A 20,536-nucleotide genomic window follows, 5' to 3' on the forward strand; every position below is an offset into this window, starting at 1 on the left:
TCCCTCTTTACACATGAGCAATATATTCATAAGGTAATGGCACAATTTTCCCTGGTGTTTCGATTGAAACTAGGCTTTCTAAAGTATCTTTTAAAATACCCGTTTGCATGTCAATATTATGTGGTTCTCCGGCATTAGCGCCCATCGGTACACGTGGTGCTACAGCTCTAGGTGAACCATTTTGCCGTACTACTGGTGGTAATGCGGCGATTAAAATAGTAGGAATCCCTGCTTCCTCAATTGCTCTCTGCACGATCACGGCAGTTCTATGACAGGTCCCTCAACCAGCAGTTAAAACAACCGCGTCAACTTCTTCTTCTACGAGTTTTTGTGCGATTTCTGGTCCCGTCTGTTCATTAAAGGCATCTTGGTCACCGCCGCCTCCCATAAAGCCATAATGTACAGGGGCAGCTTCTTTAATAAAGCCGTCTTTTACTAATTCATGTAATCGGTCAATCGGAAACATTGCATTGACATCCCGATTAACGTCTGCGTTGTCATATCCACCATGTGAGACCATTAAATCTTCACTTGGTACTCCATCTGGAATCTCACGATACGTTGTGTCTCCTGCCAAATTAAAACGTGTATCACTTTTTAAGTGGACACCAGCTGCCGTTGCTAAAGCAATCCGCATCTCTTTCAGCTCTTTTTTAACGGGCGTAAAGACGGATTTGGGTGTGATTGGTACAAAAATTTCTGACTGTAATCCTTCGAATACTGTTAAACTCATCTACTCATTTTCCTCTCTCATTTTTATTTTCTTCTGTTGATTTTTTAAACGTCGACGTTCATGTTCTGTGATTGCTTCAACGTAATGAGTATTGGCTGCTTCTTCCAAAACCTCTGGATAACTCATCAAAAATCCAACTTCTTGTCCTATTTTTAAATCGTACTCTGAAATAATCATGCGCCGCGGTATTTTTAATTGACCTAGTCGTCCTTTGATATCAATAGTTACGCTCGCATCTCGAACTTCAACAAGTATCCCTTCAAACATTTGTTCAGTAGAGACATACTTTAATTTTTCGATTCTATCCATTTTGCACCTTATTTTATTCTTTTTCATAAATTTCTTGACGTTTTTTACTTTTCGGCAAAGATTGCTCATTTTCTTCCAGGTCTATTTTTCTTCCTGTTGTTTTTTCGATAATCTCAATGTTGTTTTGTTTGACATTCGGATTCCATTTACGTTCAGCTGGTTTAATTGTTCCTCCACCCATTAACGTTTTTAACATAGCTAAATCACGAATGGCGTCTTCTCTACACAAGGTATTATTTGATAAAATTTCATTTTCAATCCCTTGTTTTGATTTATTATTATCAACCATTGCGCCCATTTCAGAATTACCAACAACTAAGGCTCCTTGAACAGCACTATAAGAGTCGCCAACCACTTTGATTCCACGTTTTCCAATTTCTTCCATGTGAGAAGCGAAATCAATATGATTATTTCCGAAACCTTCAGTGGTTACAATGGCACCATCAATGTCCATGGCTTCGACAGTCATTCCTAAACGTTTTGAAACATAATATTTTTCAGTATTCGCTTGTGGAGAGCCGACGAACATAACACCGACTAAATCAATTTCTTCATCTGCCATTGCTTCTTTAACAAGCGGTTCCCGCCAATAATGGCGTGAAGTTTCTTTCGAAGCCGGTCCAATACAAGTTAACGCATGGATTCCTCCATCTAATACTTCTGTTGGTGCCAATAGGATTGGCAAATTGCCAAGGTCAACATTTGGTTTTGCGCCAAATGTTCCAACTGGCTCGATGGGCATAATCAAATTATCATGCATCGCACCTTGCCCCATTATTTCTTTGATGATCAAAACTTTCTTATTGCCAATTCGACGTTTCTGTATAATTTCTTCTGAATGTATCACCAATGATTCATCCGCTTTTTTGAGGGCTTCACGAATTTCTTGAGTGATGTAATCAGAAGCTTTGTGAGCGGCTAGCGGACCCGGACGTTCCATATTCGCGTGTTCTTTGATTGTCACTTGGGTTTTAATAAAGATTTCTCCTTTATCTGGTGCTCCAGGACGTCCCCACATAATGTTACGATCTAATTCCCCTTCAGAAGAACCAAATTCACCGATTTGAACTCCATTAGCATCCGTCCCTGTAACAACCATGACGACACCATCCAGTACTCGGGTAATTCCATGCCCAAGATCGCCTTCAACTTTTGCGGCAATTGGCTGAACGTCCATAATCGTTTCACTATATTCAGTGTATTTATCTGGTGTAATGATTTCTAAAGTCATATCTTCAACGAGCTGTTCCAGTTCAACTGCTTCAGCACAAATTTCTGTCATTTTTCGTAAAATTAAAGTTGTTCCTTCGATTTTTGTTTCTTCCCCAAAAATCACCTGATCAATTTTTAGATGATCATGTCGTACAGAACGAATCACTTTTTCTTTCACCTGATTTGAGTTTTCCAAAACCGGCGCTGGTATTACTGGCGTTACTTGCTCAGGAATTATTGATTCCGGTGCAGGATTTACCGTTTCGGTTAACTGAGCAGCCATCATTAAAGGAAGCTCTAAATCAATTCCTTTTCCTTCAGCAATATGAATTTTAATAGTCTGACCACTCGTTACAGAAGATGAAGCAGTTTGAATTGGCGTCGCAATTGTTTCAGAAGTCTCAACTTCTTTTTTTTCATTTAAATGAACTTCTTTCATTCCTTCAGATACACCTTCTAGTAATTCTTTTGTCAATGGAATCAACGCATCCGTTGTTTCTTTTAATGTTGTACCAAGTACTTGTTCAATTGTTAACACATCTTCAGAAAATTCAAGTAACCCTGATTCTTCCAGATCAAGAAAAATTGCGGGGTCCTCTAGATTTTCTGGCGTAATCACTGTGCCTGCTTCCGCACGACAACAGAGTACAGCTAGATCTTTTGCATGTTCTTGGGCAGTTTCAGCCGTAATAGACATTCGTTAAATCCTCCTAAAATTTAAATTTATTTCGTTGTAGGTAATTTACGATATAGTCTGTGCCCATCTGCCCGAAGTACATGATCTGTATGATGATAAACCGGAACTCCTAACCTAGGAGCTACACCAATAACGGTGTTCGTTCAATCAGAACAAGTTCCAGTCATCACAACTTCAGCACCTGCTTTTTTCAAAGCAAAGACTGTTTGTGCTTGTCCTGGACATATACCTGGCAAGGTACATCTATATCTTCCATTCACTTTTACCATTCGCTTACAGCGTTGTGTAGCAACAACTTCAGCACCCATGTTTTCAGCTATTTCAGTCATTCTTTCTTCTGAACCGCCGCATTCACAAAGTAATAGTCCTATTTTTCGATGTTCTTGAGGAAATGGCATAGCAACCAATACCCCTCCGCTGGTTTTCGTAATGGGGGTTTCTTCCGTGCCGCTATGACCAGTCATTGGTCCACCGATCACAATTTCTCCATGGGGCTCAATAAAACCTCCAACTTGATCAATTAATTGCTTGACAGGTGTTCCAATTGGGACATCTTTAAAGACTGTTTTCTTTTGTTTTACACGACCAGATACCGTAAGATCTTTATCAATAAATGGTTTTCGCTGTTCAATCGCTTCGACAATGCGTTTAATTGTTTCAACATTATCCACTACTGCTCCGATTTCGATTGGTAGTTGACCAGGGTCTAAAGTGATGTTCAACACTTCACGAATCACTACACGTTCATCGCCTGCAGGATAGATGTCAGGTAATTGGTAAACATCTATTGTCGGTTCATTGTTGGTAAACTTTAACAATTGTATGACTAACTCTCGATGTTTTCCTTTAACGGCAATGATTCCTTTGGGTGCTTTCGTAATGCTCATGCAATACTTTATTCCACGAATCAATTGTTTGATTTGACTTTTCATTTGCTTTACATTGTGAAGTAATAAAGCTTCACATTCTGCACCATTTGCGATAAAGATGCCTTCTGGTATTTCACAAGATAATTTTATATCTGTCGGAAACCCAGCTCCACCAGCTCCGACAATTCCGGCTTCTTTGATTGCTTGAATATAAGAGGATGTTTCTGGAATAGGAAGATAACTTGAAAAATTTTGCTTTTCATCAATCTTTAGCACAATCTGATCGTTGGTTACTTCTGATACAACGCCTGAAAAGCTAGAATGAATGTTTGCTCCTAATCCATCTGGTTTAGCAATTTTTTGTCCACGTTGCACATATTCGCCTATTTTTACCATACTCTTTGATGAAGCGCCTACATGTTGTTTTAATGGTATAAGAATTTTTTCCACTCTTTTCACCTCCCTCGTTTTACTTGAACTTGAGTAAACTAGCCACCCACAGCTCATGTTTATAATATCACAATATGGAGGTTTGATGAACGATTTATTTATAAACAATTGTTATTTATAGTTCTATAAACGCTTGTATAACAACAAAAATATATGTATTGTTTTTTATTTAAATATAGATAAAAAATAACAATATGTACTTAATGATTATATACATAGAGTGAGAACTGATGGAAAATCTTTTTTCACTTTATTGAACGACACATATAGTCTATGCAATTTTGATTATCATAATTTTTTCATTTTCATCCATCAAAAAATACAGTTTAGCACGGTTGCTCTTTCAATATCTGTTCTATTCTATTGGCAAAATCAGCTCGATAATCATCTCCTTTTTAGCTAATAAAAAATCAAAAAAATAGGTTGGCCAGCATTAGATATTTTCACAATAAAAAAGGGACTGGGACAAAAGTTGTCTCAGCCTCTTCTAGTATCTCTAAAAACGAATAAACGGTGTTCAAACATCAGCTCCTTGAAATAAGCCTGAATTTTTCAAAACATGAAAAGCTGTTTCAAAAAATTCTTTCTTATTGTCATCAGAGCTACCCGATGTTTTTACGACCTCTGATTCACGGCGTTCAAGAAGCAACTCCTCAATAATAAGGGAGGAGCTAAACGCTTCTTTCACAGCCTCTTTTCATGCGAATCTTAATTAATATTTTTTATTAGGTTTCTCCCCTTATGCACGATGCATTGGAAGATCATTATTACTTGGTTGAACAAGTAAGTATTGGATAACATCAATGTTACTTGATTCAAAAGATGCTGCACAAGCTTGAAGGTAAAGATCCCACATTCGATAGAAGGAATCGCCCATAGTTTCTGTTACCTTGTCTTGTACTTTATGGAAATTATTTGTCCAATGTTCTAAAGTAAGCTGATAGTCCCGGCGCAAACTTTCTAAATCAATTAACTGTAAATCATTATCCGTAATATCTGTTACGATTTCTGCTAATCCTGGAATGTATCCACCCGGGAAAATATATTTGTTGATCCATGCATTAACTGCCCCACCTTGCTGACGAGTAATACCGTGAATCAACGCTGTTCCTTTAGGAGCTAGTAATTTTTGGATGACACCAAAATACTCTTTTAAGTTGTCTGCTCCCACATGTTCAAACATCCCGACACTTGTAATATGATCAAACGTTTCATCTTTAAGATCACGATAATCCATTAATAAGACCCGACATTTATCTTCCAGATGTTCTTCTTTGATCCGATTAGTAATATGGTTATATTGTTCTTCACTCAAGGTAATACCAGTTGCTTTTACATTGTATTCTTTGATAGCTGTAAACATCAAGGTTCCCCAACCACAACCGATATCTAATAACGTATCATTATCCTTGATGAAAAGTTTATCTAAGATGTGGTGGACTTTATTGATTTGGGCTTGTTCCAATGTATCTTCAGGTGTCTCAAAATAAGCACAAGAATAGGTTAATGTTGGATCTAGCCACATTTCATAAAAATCATTTCCTAGATCATAATGTGCATGAATATCTGCTTGATTTTGTTTTTTTGTGTGTTTTTGCTTTTTAGGAAGCCATTTTAAATAGTCGCTCCCTCTTAAAAAGCTGTTTGCTTGTTGGTAAGCATCGTTGATCAACGCTTGAATACTTCCCTCAATCTCAATACGATGATCCATGTAAGCTTCACCTAGAGCTAGAGAGGCGTTATTTGTGATTTCTTTCATTGGTATTTCTTCATGGATCTTAATTTTGATTTGGGGAGGATTGTCAGTATCTCCATAGCGTTTTGTCGTACCATCCCAGTAGGTAACTTCAACTGGAAGGGAGAAAGAACGTGAAAATAATTGATTATATACTGTTTTTTCTAACATGATTTTCCTCCTTAGAATTGCTACTATTTAACGTTAATACTAAAAATTAAAAGAATCAACTCAGAAGGGTATTTTTCAGAAAAAAATCTTTGTTACCTATCAAATTTTCATTATTTTCACATTTAATTTCTCATAATTAGTTGATGATCTTAGGCCTTGACTTCATCTTTAAAGCCAGTTTTAGCAAAAATCCATAGCAATAAAAGAACTGAAACAGTTGATTGAATACCTAACATCAAAACAAAATCAAAATAAAAGAATCCAACAATCGTGGCAATAATGGAGCCAACTCCAATCACATTCAACATTAAATTGGCACTTTCTTTGAATGTTTGGATGGAAGAAAAACGACTCTTTCTAGTTAGCCATAAAAAGAAAGAAGCACCAAATAAAATGAAGCTAGTCATTATTAATAAGATGATTCCTAAACTCATACTATAAGATAAAATAATCATTGGACGATTACTGGCGTAAAATTCCTGTTCTAAAAATGCTTGAAACTCTTTTGGCGTTCGGACTGATTCGGGATTGAAAGACGCTTGGTAATTCATTTGATAGGTTCTTATACGCCCCTGTTCTTTTTGCTGGATTGTCCAATGATTTTTTGCGAAATCAATAAAGGCGTTTTTTTCGTTTTTTTGTTCTTTCGTCAATCCTGACCCAATCAGTATTTCGTTATTCTGATAAATCGTTATTGGTGAGTGATTTATTTGCCCATTCTCCATGGGTAATTCTGAAAATTTATTTACTCCATCTTGATCAATTAGTTGGTGAACTGTCAAAAATTGCTCCATAGGGATTGCTTTTACCTGATTGGTATAATACATGGTAATCGGCATAACCATCAACGCGACCAAGAAAAGAAAGATCAGACTCAATTTAGGCCATGACAACTGTCTTCTACCAGCAAATAGACGTCTAGGACTATTTAAATGAGAAAAGTAATTCAAAGGAAATGTTTGCATCAAAACCTGCTCCTAACCTTTTGTGCCACCAGAAGTCAAACCAGTGACAAAGTTTTTTTGTAAAAAGAAGAACAATAAACAAATCGGTAATGCAATGAGGATCGCTCCTGCGGCAAATAATGAAACCCGTTGATTTGTCACATCAGAAATGAATGTTTGCAAACCAACTGCCACTGTTTGATTTTCTGGTGTGCGTAGTAAAAATTTAGCGAGCATGAAGTCTCCAAACGGTCCCATAAAGGCCCATAATGCTTGAACGGCAATCATTGGTTTAACTAACGGTAAAACGATTTGTAGAAAAATCCGGAAATGACCAGCTCCATCTAATTTAGCAGATTCATCTAAATCAAGTGGAACAGTATCAAAATAACCTTTCATTAGCCAAGTATTCATCGGAATTCCCCCACCAATATAGATCATTGTTAAGAACCAGTATCGATCTAAGGCGTTAAGTAGAAAAGCCATGACGTAAAAAGCGGTCAATGCAGCCATCGTTGGAACCATTTGAATCACCAGGAAAAACATCAAGCTTGATTTGCGCCCAATGAAACGGTAACGACTATAAGTGTAACCAGCCAAAGTTACAACAGTCACTTGGATAACCATTGTTAAAATGGAAATAATCAAGGTATTTTTATACCAAGTACCATATAACGTTTCTGAGAATAGCCGTCTAAAATTTTCTAGTGTCCAGTCACTGGATAAATCCAGACTAAAAGCAGCGATATTACCTGATTTAAATGCTGTACTGGCTGTAATCAACAATGGATAGATAATGATGATCGACAAAAGAATCAAAAAAACATAGGTCAAGAATTGTGACAATCTTCGTTGGAATTTAGCACTTGAATTAAATTGTTTCATCGCTTAGTCCTCCATATTAAATGCATTAGTCTTTTTAAACACAAGTAAAGAAACACAAATGACAATTGCAGAAATAATTAGTGTAATGGCTGAAGCCATGGAGTATTGTGGCGAGGTTCCCGTCGTTAGTTTATAGATCCAAGAAATCAAGATGTCTGTTGAACCTGCGCCCCCTCCTACACTTCCAGGACCACCGTTGTTAAATAAATAAATCATCGAGAAATTGTTGAAATTACCAGTATACTGAGTAATAAACGTTGGCGCTGCTACTAGAAAAATAGCCGGTAACGTGATATTAGAGAAACGTTTCCAAGCATTTGCACCATCGATTTTTGCTGCTTCATATAAATCTTCAGAAATGGATTGTAAAATACCTGTTACCATGACATAGATATAAGGGAATCCTAACCACCCTTGAACCATAATGATCGCAACTTTCGTCCAAAATGGATCTGTTTTCCATGAAATCGCGCTAATGTCTACGAATGGCAGATGATTGATAAAAGGAATCACTTGGGTGTTGATCGCCCCCACACTATCATTGAAGATATTAGAGAAACTCATAATTGTTATAAATGCTGGTACCGCCCATGGTAAAAGGAAAATAATACCAAAAAAACGTCTAAATTTAATAAATTTTTGGTGAGCAATAACGGCTGTAAAAATACCTAATGTGATTTGAAGTGTCGTTGCACATAGTGTCCAAATAACAGTCCAAGAAAACACAGAGAAAAAGGTATTACGGTAAGAACTTAAGAAGAAGATACTAAAAAAGTTTTTTACTCCGATCCAATCAATCAAACTAGCAGGTGGGATATGTTTGAAATCATAGTTGGTAAATGCTGTAAATAATGTGACTAGAACTGGAAAAATAATCGTAAAAATCATCAAAAGATAGGCTGGAAGTGTAAGCAAATAAGGAAAACCCTCATCACCAATATTATGTATAACTTCCTTCATCGTTCGGTTGATTTTCTTACCTTCTTTGCGTAAAACTGCGACACGTTTGGCATCTAACAGATTCAGTCCATAGAAAATAAAAAAAATAACCGTAATGATTAGTTGCAGCGTTCCTTGAATCAAAATAAATAAGGAGTGATCCTCCATCGGAACCGTTCCCAGTGTGACTAAGCCAATCAAAGAGTGGAAGCCACCAACTATCAGTTGCAGAATAAATGCTACGAAAATACCTAGAAATACGATTCCTTTGAACGCTTGACCATTAGCAAATTGCCCTAAGCCAGGTATGAGAGACATAAGTGTAATTTTTCTTACATTGATATTATTTTGTTCGTCTTGCATAACGATACCCCCAGTACTACTATTTTATTCTTTGCGCAAGGAAATGAATCAGTCGGCTATCCATAATAGCCATCTATAAGTAACTATTCATAGCAGTTATACATAGTAACTATAAATAGTAGCTATCCATGACAGTCATCAATAATTGCTATCAAAAACCATTTTCCATTCATTTGTAGTCCTCACTCAGTTGCTATAAAAAACTCTGCTCGTAGATGTTATTCACACGAATCAATGTGAAACAGTTAAAGAAAATACACCGTTCAACTGTTTCACCTATTGATCCATGACTTGTTTTATGATTTGGTTGACCAAATGAGATTTAGTGGTCTACTATCACCACATCTAGTAAAAATATCCATTTGATCGTGAATAGAGATCGCTTTGTTACTTTTAATACTTTTGCTCAATCGCTTCTTTTATGGTTTTCACTGCTTGGTTAGCAGATTCTTTTGGCGATTTAGAACCTGAAGCTGCATCAAACATTAAGTTTTCAGCACCAGTCCAAACTTCAGCCATTTCTGGAATATTTGGCATTGCTTGCGCAGTTTCATACTGATCAATCACCGCAGTTGTCAATTCATCATTTTTTGATTTAGCTGTTTCACGTGCTGCTTGATTGGCTGGAATCTCATTGACCATTTCAAAGAATTTTTCTTGATTTTTTGTGTTTGTCACATAGTCTAACCATTTTTGTGATAATTCTTTGTTTTTAGAATAGTTACTTGCTACCCAACCTTTTCCTCCACCAAACGGTTGATAAGATTCGCCGTTGTTCAATGTTGGAATTTTTGCTACCCCATAATTGATTTTGTTGTCTTTATAAGTTTGTGCTTGCCAAGGACCATCAATGATTGCTGCTGCTTTGTTAGACATGAATTGTTGGCTAACGAAATCGCCTGCACTCTTGATATCTTGCATCCCTTTTGGCCAAACATTTTGGAACCAGTTTGTAGCATAAGTGATTCCTTCGATTGATCCTGCATTATTTAGACCAATATCTGATGGATTAGTTCCGTTGTCACCAAAAACATACCCGCCATAGCCTGCTAGTAAACCATAAGAATAATAGAAATCAGTCCATTTTGCTAAGAATCCAGTATTTTTTCCTGCTTCTGATTCAAAGGCAAAGCGTTTGTCTTTGGCTAGATTTTCTAATTCTTTGAAAGTGGTTGGTGCTGCATCTACTAGATCCTTGTTGTAGTACAAGACTAATGTTTCGATCACCGCTGGTTCGCCGTAAATTTTTCCGTCATAGGTCACTTGTGCTTTATCTGTTTCATCATAGTCGGCTTCATTTCCTAATTTGACTTCCGCTAAATGGCCTTGTTGTCCTAACGCACCAATTCGATCATAGGCTGCCATCATCACATCTGGTCCTTTACCGGCAGGTCCATCCAAAGAAAGCGCTTCTAATTGATCGAACATATCTTTTTCAACTAGCTTGATTTTGACATCATTCTCTTTTTCAAAATCACCCTTGATCTCATTGATGTAATCTTTATAACCAGAATCTACCGATACAGTTAATGTTTTTTCATCATTTCCACCGCTAGCTGTATCAGCTTTTCCATTACCACAAGCTGCTAATCCACCTAAAATACCAAGTGACAATAAACCCAACCCTAATTTTTTAACATAGTTTTTCTTCACTTTTTGTTCCTCCACTTCCATAAATGTTGTTTGTATAAAGAGTATACTGTTATAAAACGACAACTTGCAAACGCTTTCTGCTTGTTACCGGTAACAAGTTATTCACACATCAAAATGAATCCGAATTGTTGAATTTCAGCTTTCCCATCATTTAATAATTCACTATTTTGGCTTAAGATAATTTCATTTTTCTGATCAACCAAATAACTTGTGGAAGATTGATTAAAAATAGCATGGATCTTTTGGCCGTTCAATTCACGAGAAAAATGAATCACGTCTTGACTATCATCAATTAGCTCCCAGCAAATCGTACCTGTGATTAAAATTTCAGATAATCGTTTCCGAAGATAAATCAATTCTTTAATAAAACCGTATAATTCCGTATCTTGTTGCTCTTTCTCCCAGATCATACATTTACGACAATCAGGATCATCTTCTCCAGTCAATCCGATTTCCGTTCCGTAATAAATACAAGGTGCGCCTTTTTGTAAAAACATGAAAGTAAGTACAGCTTTCATCAACTCTTTATTTCCATTACACAAGGTTAGGATTCTCGCAGTATCGTGGGAATCTAATAAATTAAATGTTCCTTCGTTTACTTGATCTTGGTACAGCATCTGCTGATGGTTCATGCCACTTGCCATTTGTGAAGCAGTGATTTTTCGTTTGACAAAATAGTCTTTGATTGAGTCTGTAAACGCATAGTTCATTACAGCATGGAACTCATCTCCTTGTAACCAAGCTTGGGATGAATGCCAGATTTCGCCTAAAATATAAATATCTGGTTTGATTGCAGTGACTTTTTCATGGAACAATTTCCAGAAATGATGATCGACTTCATTAGCGACATCTAAACGCCACCCATCAATATCAAATTCTTTCACCCAATAAGCAGCAATATCTAGTAAGTACGATTGAACCTCAGGATTTGCTGTGTTGAGTTTAGGCATGAAAGGTGTAAAAGCAAACGTATCATAAGATAAATTTGCTGCTGTTTCGGGTAAATTCGTCATTTGATAGGCATCCACAGGAAAGGAATGAATATGGAACCAATCTTTATAAATTGATTTTTCGCCATTTTTGATCACATCTTGCCATTGGGGCGAGTCACTACCAATATGATTGAAAACAGCATCTAACATAATGCGGATACCCTTTTTATGCGCTTTTTCGATTAATTCTTTTAACAGACGTTCGTCACCAAAGGCTGGATCAACCTTCAAATAGTCGATCGTATCGTATTTATGATTAGACATAGCTTGGAAAATCGGGCAAAAATAAATACCATTGATTCCCAAATCGACTAAGTAATCGAGGTGATCAATCACACCCTGTAAATCACCACCAAAGAAATCATCTCGGTCAGGTGCTTTACTTCCCCATGGTAGCGTATGAGCTGGATCGTTAGTTGAGTCGCCATTCGCAAATCGTTCAGGAAATATTTGGTACCAAATCGTTTCTTTTGCCCATTGCGGCACTTTGAAACGATCAATTTCATGAAAATAGGGTATCCGGAAATAGTAATTTGCTTCTGCTAAGTTCGCTGGTTCATACGCAAAAATCCCTTGATCCCCGTAAAAACATTCTGTGCCATCAATCCCTACGATATGAAACCCATATTGTAACCTTCTAGTCGAGCTTGTTTGTTCCACTTCCCAGTAATCATGAACTAAAGTACTCAGACTTTTTTTCATTGGTATTTCTTCCAGATACCATTTTTGTGAATCAATCGTATAAGGATCGCCACTAATAAGATAAACTTTTTTTACATCGTCTTTACAGGTACGTAAACGAATTCTGAAAGTATCAGCTGTATATAAAAAAGCATATTCACTTTCCGGTCGATGATAAATTGCTGCGGTGTTCATGTATTTCCTCCTTCATATTTAAGATTACGTGTTCACTATAAAAGAGTGAACAACAAAAGACAACGCTTTCATTTATGTTATCGGTAACAGAATTCTGTTTCCCATGATTATCTCATCAAAAGGAGAAGTTTGGTCAATGGCGACATTAGCTGAATTATCGGTATTGTAGAAAGTGTAATTTTATACTCGCTACTTGCTGATTCATATAAAAAAAGTTCAACAAAAAGAAAGAATCCAAAAGAGAAAGAGCTGCTTTTGGATTCTTTATGATTACTTGGTGTATCTCTCTACGACGACCACAGTGATCATATTATTTGTCAAACGTTTATTATTAAGAAAAAAGGAGTTCCTTTTTGTAGCAATAACGTTCGATTTTTTCTTGATCAAGGACTGCCCCATTTCCTTTTCCTAAGGGAACTGCAAGTTTCCCATCAGTGAGGCAAGCTTTATTTTTGACGATATCATCGTAGTAATAGCGATCTGATGCCGATATATCGCCAGGGAAAGTAAAGTCATTTTGGCTGGCAAATTGTATATTTAAGCAACGTCCTACTCCTGATTCAAACATTCCACCTAGCCACACCGTCAAGTTATGTTCACGACAAAATGTTACGATGGATAATGCCTCAGCGATCCCACCCACTCTGGGGATTTTTAGATTAATCCCACGACAACTTCCCAAGGTATGAGCGGTTTTAACATCATTTAGTGTACGAATATTCTCATCTAAACAAATTGGTGTTTTTAATTGTTTCTGTAAATACGCATGCTCGATAAAATCCCGTTGATTAAAAGGCTGTTCAATCATCGCTAGGTTTAATCGATCCAATTCTAACAATATCGGTAGATCCTTTAATGTATAAGCAGAATTGGCATCTGCCATCAAAAGCAAGTGAGGAAATTCCTTTCGTAATAAGGTTAATGGTTCGATATCGTAACCTGGTTTGATTTTTAACTTCAACCGCGTATAGCCTTGAGAAACATACATTCGAGCTTGTTTTAACAATTTTGCAGAATCTGTGTGGATACCTAAACTAATCCCAACTGCTAATTCTGTTTTCGTACTTTTGAAAATTTCTCGGAGACTGACATTCTTTCTTCTGGCATATAAATCCCAAATAGCAGTTTCCATGGCTGCTTTTGCCATAAAATTCCCTTGCACTTTCGTCAATCGTCGCTGAACTTCGAAAGGCTCTTTGATTGGAGACATAGTAAGTAAAGGAATCAATTCATTTTTGATGATCAAGCGACTCATGTCGATCGTTTCTTCAATATAGTCCGCTTGTTGGAAAGAAACCAACTCTCCTACTCCTTGATTGCCTAATTCATCCTCGATTATCAATAAATCAAACGCTTTTTCAGTTAGAATTCCATAACTCGTTTCAAAAGGGGTAGTCAAAGGTAATTTAAGTTGTAATTGCTCGATTTTTCTAATTTGTATCACTTTTTTCTTTCTCCATTATCCATTGATTTACTAGGGAAACAAATTTCGTTGGCTGTTCTAGATGAATACAGTGTCCACTTTTGGGAACCAACGCCATGGAAAACAGACTATTTTCTTCAACCAATTTTTTTCCGATTTTTTGAAACTTATCATCATATTCTCCTGCTAAATAAAGGATCGGTCTTTGGATATTTCTAAGCGATGGCCAGTAATTCGTCTGTTGCCCAGTTCCCATGTACATCAAACTAAGCGCCAAACCAATTGGTTGTTGCATAAGTCTTCCTTGGCGAATCTTTCTTCTTGTCGAATCAGGTAGTTCTTTTTGACTTTCAAATAATGGAATCGATTCCCAATAATCCACAAAACCAGACAATGGTTCAGTCATGATCTTTTGCGCTAATAGAAGATCTTTTTTTTGACGTATGAGTCTTTCGCTAAGCGAACTGACGCCTGGTGTACCACTTTCCATAATGATGCCTAAAATTCCTTTTGGTTGTTCAATCAGCCAAGTTAACGCGGTACGGGCCCCCATGGAATACCCCAACAAATAAAAGGCATCGATCTTTAATTGCAGAACCAATTGTGCTAAATCTTGAACAAGTAATGGAAGCTTATAGCGATAAGGATGAACATAAACATCCGTCTTACCATGCCCGATCAAATCGATTGCTAAAACATTTAAATCTTGAAAAGGCAAAGAAAAGCTCATGGAAGTTCCGGTAAATCCGTGTAAACAAATGATAGTAGGTCTCATTGGAGATGTTCGCTGTAACCAACGATAAGCATAATTAACACCATTGATTTTTATTTTTCCCTCACTCATTTCGATTACCGCATCCCTCAATCATGTGTTGCCAAAGCTCTGCTGGTGCTTTTTGTTCGCCAACGACTTCAATCAACGTCCAAGTTGAATTTTTTTTCTCTTCTCTGTTGTCTTTACTGTCTATTCTTTCTCGACTTTCACAAACTATTTGTTCAAATTCAGTCAGCGATTTGGGCTTTTTATAAGCGCCGCAATACAGATCTGCCACTTTCTCCAAGTCTAGATGTAAGGGTGTTGAAAACAAAGGATCAAAAAAGGAGTTATCTAGTTCCCTTTGAGGAAGGAAAGAAAAGATACCTCCCCCGTTATTATTCAAAACGATCACAGTCACCGGCAGCTCAAGTTCTTTGATTATTTGTAATCCATTCATATCATGAAACAAAGCTAAGTCACCAATCAACAAAAACATCTGCTGTTTCTTAGCCGCACAAATACCTGCAGCTGTTGAAACAATCCCGTCAATACCATTTACTCCCCGATTCCCATAGACTGAAAATCGTTGTTTTGAAAAACCAGCGTAGCGATCAATAAAACGAATAGCATTACTATTGGACAAGAAGAGTGTTTCGTCAAACTTTAACAATTGAAAAAGACGCTTACTGGCATTGCTTTCGTTATAGGCATCTAAGGGTAAGGTTGTTTCTATCGTTTGTCGGGCAAGCTTTGCTCTTTCTTGCCAATAGGATAACCAGTTTCTATCTGCATGAGTATGAAATGCTTCATCGCTCATGTTCTTAACCATGCTACAAAACGTCAGTGGATCAATTGGTAAAACATAATTACTTTGATGTAACCAGTCTTTCCAAGATTCGCTTTCATCAATGATGACATAAGTCAGGTCTTTTGACTGCTTTAAATAAAGCATGAGGTTTTTGGCCAATGGCAAGTTACCAAACTGCCAAACGATTTCGGGTGTTTCTAAGCGTTGATCGGCAAAGATCAAATCAACATGAGAAATATAATTGTCGCTTTCTTTCCCGCAATTTCCTAAATTTGTAAGTGGATCACCAAGAATAGGCCATCCTACGATTTCAGCTAGTTCAATCATTTTCGTTGCCTGTTGTGTGGTCAATTCTCTTCCAACAATAATCAACCCTTTTTTGGTCAACCAAGAATCAAGTTCTGGTAACGAAAAGGAAGTTACTTTATTGATCGTTTCCCCTTTTCTTGAATAATGACGTGTAAATGATTGTGATAAATCCGGCAGTAAAGGTTCTCGAAAAGGTAGATTCACATGTACAGGTCCTTTAGGAATTTTTATTGCAGCAGCCGCACTCTCCCAACCCTGAAAAAACGCATATCTTTCAAAAGATTCTCCTTCTTCTGGCAAAGCCATTCCGATATACTTTTTGACATGGCTTCCATACAAATGTTGCTGATCCATCGTTTGTGGTGCTCCTACGCCTTGCGCCTCTGGTGGACGGTCAGCGGTCAACACAACAAGTGGAACATTTGACGCCTCAGCTTCACAAATGGCTGGATAATAATTTGCTGCAGCAGTTCCTGATGTGCAAATCAGACCCACAGGTTCCTTTTGTGCTTTTGCTAAACCAAGCGCAAAAAAAGCAGCCGAACGCTCGTCCACATTGATATAGCAATTGATTTCCGGGTCACGATAAGCCAATAAGGCCAGTGGTGTCGAGCGTGATCCTGGGCTAATGATCATTTCTTTTAATCCACTTTCTTTCAATCCATGGATAAATGCTAATAAATAAGCAGTCAGCTCTTTTGTGTTCGTCATTCTTTTACACCTCGAATCATCGGTTGAAATTTTAGAGCAGTTTCTAAGTATTCCGCTTCAGTCGTTGAATCTGGCACGATTCCACAGCCAGCATACAACTGGACCTCAGTATCACTCACTACTCCAGAACGAATACCAACTGCAAATTCACCAACATCCTCAGTTAAACTACACCAGCCAATTGGACCACCGTATAACCCTCGCCCAATAGGTTCTTTTTCCGCTATCCAATCAATGGCTGCCTGTTTAGGAACACCGCCTAAAGCTGGTGAAGGATGTAGTTGTCGTATGACTTCTAAAAATGAGAAACCGTCCTGACGGCTCCCTTTCAACGTCAAACAAAGATGTTGAATATCTCGGTTTTTTAAAAGACTTTTGTCTGATACTGTTAGTTTCCCCTTAATAAATGAGTGCATCTGTTCTGTTAAACGTTCGACGACTACTTGGTGTTCTCCAATATTTTTAGAGTCTTTTAAAAGTTTTTCTCCCAATGTAACGTCTTCTCTTTCATTTGAACTTCTAGCGATAGAGCCAGCAATGCTAGCGGTCAAGAAATGGGTATCAGTCGCCTGAAGCAAACGTTCAGGTGTTGCGCCAATAAACGCTTGACCTTTTGCTTCTAAAACAAAGAGATAGGTGTTTGGTTGTTGACTAATCAAATGAAGTAAGATTTTTTCAACAGAAAATTCTTTGCCAACTAATTGCATCTGTCTTGCTAAAACCACTTTTTTAAGTGCTGATTTTTTATTTGCTGTGACTTCGATCGTCTCTTCAACAGCTTTTAAGAAATGAGGAACAGCTACTTCAGTTTCTTTTAATATTTGACTTGGCGAAAAATCTGGGACACATCGCTCTTTCATTTCATTAATGAGTCTCATTTTTTCTTTAATAAACTCATCGAGTTCTTTTAAAGATTTAAAATGATTCCTTGCGGTTATTACAACGGTTAGTTGCTGATGATTTTGCTTGATTAATAGTTCGGGTAGAATAAAACAGCCCTCTGCCAATTCTCCCCAAATAGGCGCTTGTTTTTTGTTTTCAGCATCGAAAGGTAATCCTCCAAAAAGAATCGGAGTCTCTTTTTCAGGAACCAGAAACGAAAGTTTTTTAAAAAACTCTTGTTTAGTATTTATCAGGTCTTCGGTGGACCAGTTTCCACGCTTCTTTAAAAGATTACGCCCAAACCCCAAGAAACCGACATTTTTGTCTGGCGTTTGCCAAAAGAAACGTGTGCCTTTAAAGTCACTCGCTTTTGCAAAGAGATTTGCTAACGGTTCATAAGGAATCTTAAAGCTATAACATACATAGTCAGCTTCAGGTACTTCCTGTAGATTTAGATTAAATAAGTTGGTAGTCAATATAGTTCACTCTTTCTTCTGTTAAAAAAAGTCGTTTTAATGGTTTTCCTGAGGCTGTTTTTGGTAGATCATGGATGACAAAAATTTCGTCAGGATGTTTGTAGGAAGCAAGTGGCTCCATGAAATTGTAAATTTCATTAACGCTGACCTTATCTATTAATTTCAAATAAGCTACTGGGCGTTGCCCCCAGTTAGGATCGGCTCTACCAATAACAATAGCCTCTGCAATTTTCTGACTTTTTAAAAAAATTGCTTCAATCTCAGCAGGGTAAATATTTTCTCCGCCAGAGATGATTCGCTCACTCATTCGACTAAGAATTTTTAGTTCACCAGTATCTGTTAAATAGCCCCAATCACCAGTACAAAACCAGCCCTCTTTCGTCCACGAATGTCGATCTCGTCCGTTGAGATATCCTTTAACGATCGACGGACCTTTCAAAAGAATTTCTCCAGATTCATTCGCTTGATCTGTCCCATCGATTTTAATTTGCACACCCATTAGCGGACGACCAACCGTGTCTTTAAACTTTGAATGCATATTGATTTTACCTGCGACAACTTGGGAACATGTTTCTGTCATGCCATAAGACAACATAACGGGTAGCTTCAACTGGCAACAGTCTTCAAGTAAGGTAGATTCAATCGGACCGCCACCTAATAAAACTTGCTTCAAAGAAGAAGGATAACCGTCTTCTGGTACAAACGGCAACAGATCTTTTAACATTTTCGTGACTAACGACAAATAAGCGGTTTTTTCGCTTAAAATCAGTTGGTTGACTTCTGATGGGTGAAATTTTTCACATAAATGAACGCTAATTCCTAAAACAAGGGAACGTAAAAGAATCGATAAACCACTGATATGGTACAACGGGACGCAACAAAGCCAATTCTCGCCAGACTCGATAGCCATACTTTTTTGTGTAGCTAGGCTACTTGCTTGATGGTTTGAAAAAGTTTGAGGTACTCCTTTTGGCTTTCCAGTAGTCCCAGATGTATACATGATCGAGGCTATTTGCTCCAATTGATAGCCGAAATCAATTGGTGGTTCATTAATTCTCCCGATTAGTTCCTTTTTTTTCGGGAAAGAAATGATGGTTACATTTTCAAAGGAAAAATGTTCAGGATGCTCAGTGATCAATAGTCGTGTATTGGCATTTTTTAACTGATAAGCTAGTTCTTCACTGGTTAACCTTGTATTTAGAAATTGGATCTCCATTCCTAATTCCCATAGAGCTAAGATCGACTGATACATCATTGTCTGATTGTCGCTCAAAATGGCTACTCTTTTAATAGTTTTTTGTTGATTGCTTATAAAACGTTTGAAATAATAAGCAAGTTGCTGTACATAGTGATTCAATTCACTAAACGTTAGACAAACATCTTTCGTATAAAAGGCTGGCTGATCTGGCTGTTCTAATGCTTGTCGTTGCAACCAACTATTTGGTTTTTGTCTAGGGAAATTTAGGAAATTGGTCAAAGTCAGGATCTCTCTTTTCTTTGAATGCATCTCGTCCTTCTTGAGCTTCAGCCATCGTGTAGTAAAGTAAAGTGGCATCCCCTGCTAATTGTTGGATCCCCGCTAGTCCGTCTGTATCTGCGTTCATTGCAGCCTTGATCATTCTTAATGCTAAAGGACTTTTCTTCAACATTTCTTCTGCCCACTCTATCGTTACGTCTTCAATTTCGGCTAAAGGTACCACTGTGTTGATCCAATTCATTGCTAAAGCTTCTGTTGCGGAATACTGTTTCGTCATAAACCAGACTTCTTTTGCTTTTTTATGACCGATCACTCGAGCTAGATAACCTGATCCATAACCGCCGTCAAAACTTCCTACATTCGGACCTGTTTGTCCAAATTTCGCATTTTCAGCGGCAATTGTGATGTCACAAACAAGTTGTAAGACATTGCCTCCACCGATCGACCAACCTTTGACCATAGCAATCACAGGCTTTGGAATGACCCGAATCAAGCGTTGGAGATCTAGCACATTCAAGCGAGGGATTTGATCATCACCTACGTACCCGCCATTTCCTCGAACTTTTTGATCTCCACCAGAACAAAATGCTTGATCTCCTGCCCCGGTTAAAATAATCACACCAATATCTTGCCGCTCTCGACAAATAGTAAAAGCTTCAATCATTTCAAACACTGTCTTTGGAGTGAATGCATTGTGTACTTGAGGTCGATTAATTGTTATTTTTGCTATTTTACCATGTTTTTCAAAAAGTATTTCTTCATAGTCTTTAATTGTTTGCCATTCTCTCATTTTATTCCTCCTCTAAGTTGAACATTCTTATTATACACAAAAGCCAAAGAAAACGTTTGTAATTTTATATTTTTT

The 20,536-nt window shown here is 37.4% G+C and carries 17 protein-coding genes; all 17 read right to left on the reverse strand.

Annotated features, from left to right (window positions below; translation table 11 throughout):
- Positions 1–7: 7 nt before the first annotated feature.
- Positions 8–733: a D-proline reductase (dithiol) protein PrdB gene (gene prdB / locus IGJ11_RS06650; protein WP_080292465.1), complete on the reverse strand. Its 726-nt coding sequence runs from the start codon at positions 731–733 to the stop codon at positions 8–10.
- Complete coding sequence (locus IGJ11_RS06655; protein WP_010719135.1) at positions 734–1,042, reverse strand: CBO2463/CBO2479 domain-containing protein; 309 nt, start codon at positions 1,040–1,042, stop codon at positions 734–736.
- A 13-nt stretch (positions 1,043–1,055) separates the two neighbouring features.
- Positions 1,056–2,951: a D-proline reductase (dithiol) proprotein PrdA gene (gene prdA / locus IGJ11_RS06660; protein WP_161652419.1), complete on the reverse strand. Its 1,896-nt coding sequence runs from the start codon at positions 2,949–2,951 to the stop codon at positions 1,056–1,058.
- Positions 2,952–2,977: 26 nt separating this feature from the next.
- Positions 2,978–4,270, reverse strand: coding sequence for a proline reductase-associated electron transfer protein PrdC (prdC, locus tag IGJ11_RS06665; RefSeq protein ID WP_179299865.1), 1,293 nt, complete (start codon positions 4,268–4,270; stop codon positions 2,978–2,980).
- A 517-nt stretch (positions 4,271–4,787) separates the two neighbouring features.
- Positions 4,788–4,958 carry a hypothetical protein gene (locus IGJ11_RS06670; protein WP_207432158.1) on the reverse strand — a complete coding sequence of 57 codons (171 nt, stop codon included), beginning with the start codon at positions 4,956–4,958 and terminating at the stop codon, positions 4,788–4,790.
- A gap of 51 nt (positions 4,959–5,009) precedes the next feature.
- Entirely contained in the window at positions 5,010–6,176 is a 1,167-nt protein-coding gene (locus IGJ11_RS06675; protein ID WP_010719132.1) for a class I SAM-dependent methyltransferase, read from the reverse strand.
- Positions 6,177–6,325: 149 nt separating this feature from the next.
- A complete protein-coding gene (locus tag IGJ11_RS06680) occupies positions 6,326–7,141 on the reverse strand; it encodes a maltodextrose utilization protein MalA (RefSeq protein ID WP_126343881.1) in 816 nt (271 codons plus the stop codon).
- A 12-nt stretch (positions 7,142–7,153) separates the two neighbouring features.
- Positions 7,154–8,005, reverse strand: a complete 852-nt coding sequence (locus IGJ11_RS06685) for a sugar ABC transporter permease (RefSeq protein WP_010719130.1) — start codon at positions 8,003–8,005, stop codon at positions 7,154–7,156.
- Positions 8,006–8,008: 3 nt separating this feature from the next.
- Entirely contained in the window at positions 8,009–9,307 is a 1,299-nt protein-coding gene (locus IGJ11_RS06690; protein WP_010719129.1) for a carbohydrate ABC transporter permease, read from the reverse strand.
- 393 nt (positions 9,308–9,700) lie between these two features.
- A complete protein-coding gene (locus IGJ11_RS06695) occupies positions 9,701–10,960 on the reverse strand; it encodes an extracellular solute-binding protein (RefSeq protein ID WP_010737611.1) in 1,260 nt (419 codons plus the stop codon).
- A 98-nt stretch (positions 10,961–11,058) separates the two neighbouring features.
- Positions 11,059–12,828, reverse strand: a complete 1,770-nt coding sequence (locus tag IGJ11_RS06700) for a glycoside hydrolase family 13 protein (protein WP_010719127.1) — start codon at positions 12,826–12,828, stop codon at positions 11,059–11,061.
- Positions 12,829–13,159: 331 nt separating this feature from the next.
- A complete protein-coding gene (menC, locus tag IGJ11_RS06705) occupies positions 13,160–14,269 on the reverse strand; it encodes an o-succinylbenzoate synthase (RefSeq protein ID WP_251849227.1) in 1,110 nt (369 codons plus the stop codon).
- Entirely contained in the window at positions 14,259–15,095 is an 837-nt protein-coding gene (menH, locus tag IGJ11_RS06710; protein ID WP_207432154.1) for a 2-succinyl-6-hydroxy-2,4-cyclohexadiene-1-carboxylate synthase, read from the reverse strand. The genes menC and menH overlap by 11 nt, the downstream gene beginning before the upstream one ends.
- Positions 15,088–16,836: a 2-succinyl-5-enolpyruvyl-6-hydroxy-3-cyclohexene-1-carboxylic-acid synthase gene (gene menD, locus IGJ11_RS06715; RefSeq protein WP_207432152.1), complete on the reverse strand. Its 1,749-nt coding sequence runs from the start codon at positions 16,834–16,836 to the stop codon at positions 15,088–15,090. The genes menH and menD overlap by 8 nt, the downstream gene beginning before the upstream one ends.
- Positions 16,833–18,194 (reverse strand): isochorismate synthase, encoded by a 1,362-nt coding sequence (locus IGJ11_RS06720; protein ID WP_207432150.1) that lies wholly within the window; start codon positions 18,192–18,194, stop codon positions 16,833–16,835. Before IGJ11_RS06720 ends, menD begins: the two co-directional genes overlap by 4 nt.
- Entirely contained in the window at positions 18,175–19,701 is a 1,527-nt protein-coding gene (gene menE / locus IGJ11_RS06725; RefSeq protein WP_207432148.1) for an o-succinylbenzoate--CoA ligase, read from the reverse strand. The genes IGJ11_RS06720 and menE overlap by 20 nt, the downstream gene beginning before the upstream one ends.
- Entirely contained in the window at positions 19,646–20,461 is an 816-nt protein-coding gene (menB, locus tag IGJ11_RS06730; protein WP_207432146.1) for a 1,4-dihydroxy-2-naphthoyl-CoA synthase, read from the reverse strand. Before menB ends, menE begins: the two co-directional genes overlap by 56 nt.
- Positions 20,462–20,536: the final 75 nt, after the last annotated feature.

This window comes from Enterococcus sp. DIV0691 (assembly GCF_051711145.1).
Lineage (GTDB): Bacteria > Bacillota > Bacilli > Lactobacillales > Enterococcaceae > Enterococcus_B > Enterococcus_B hirae.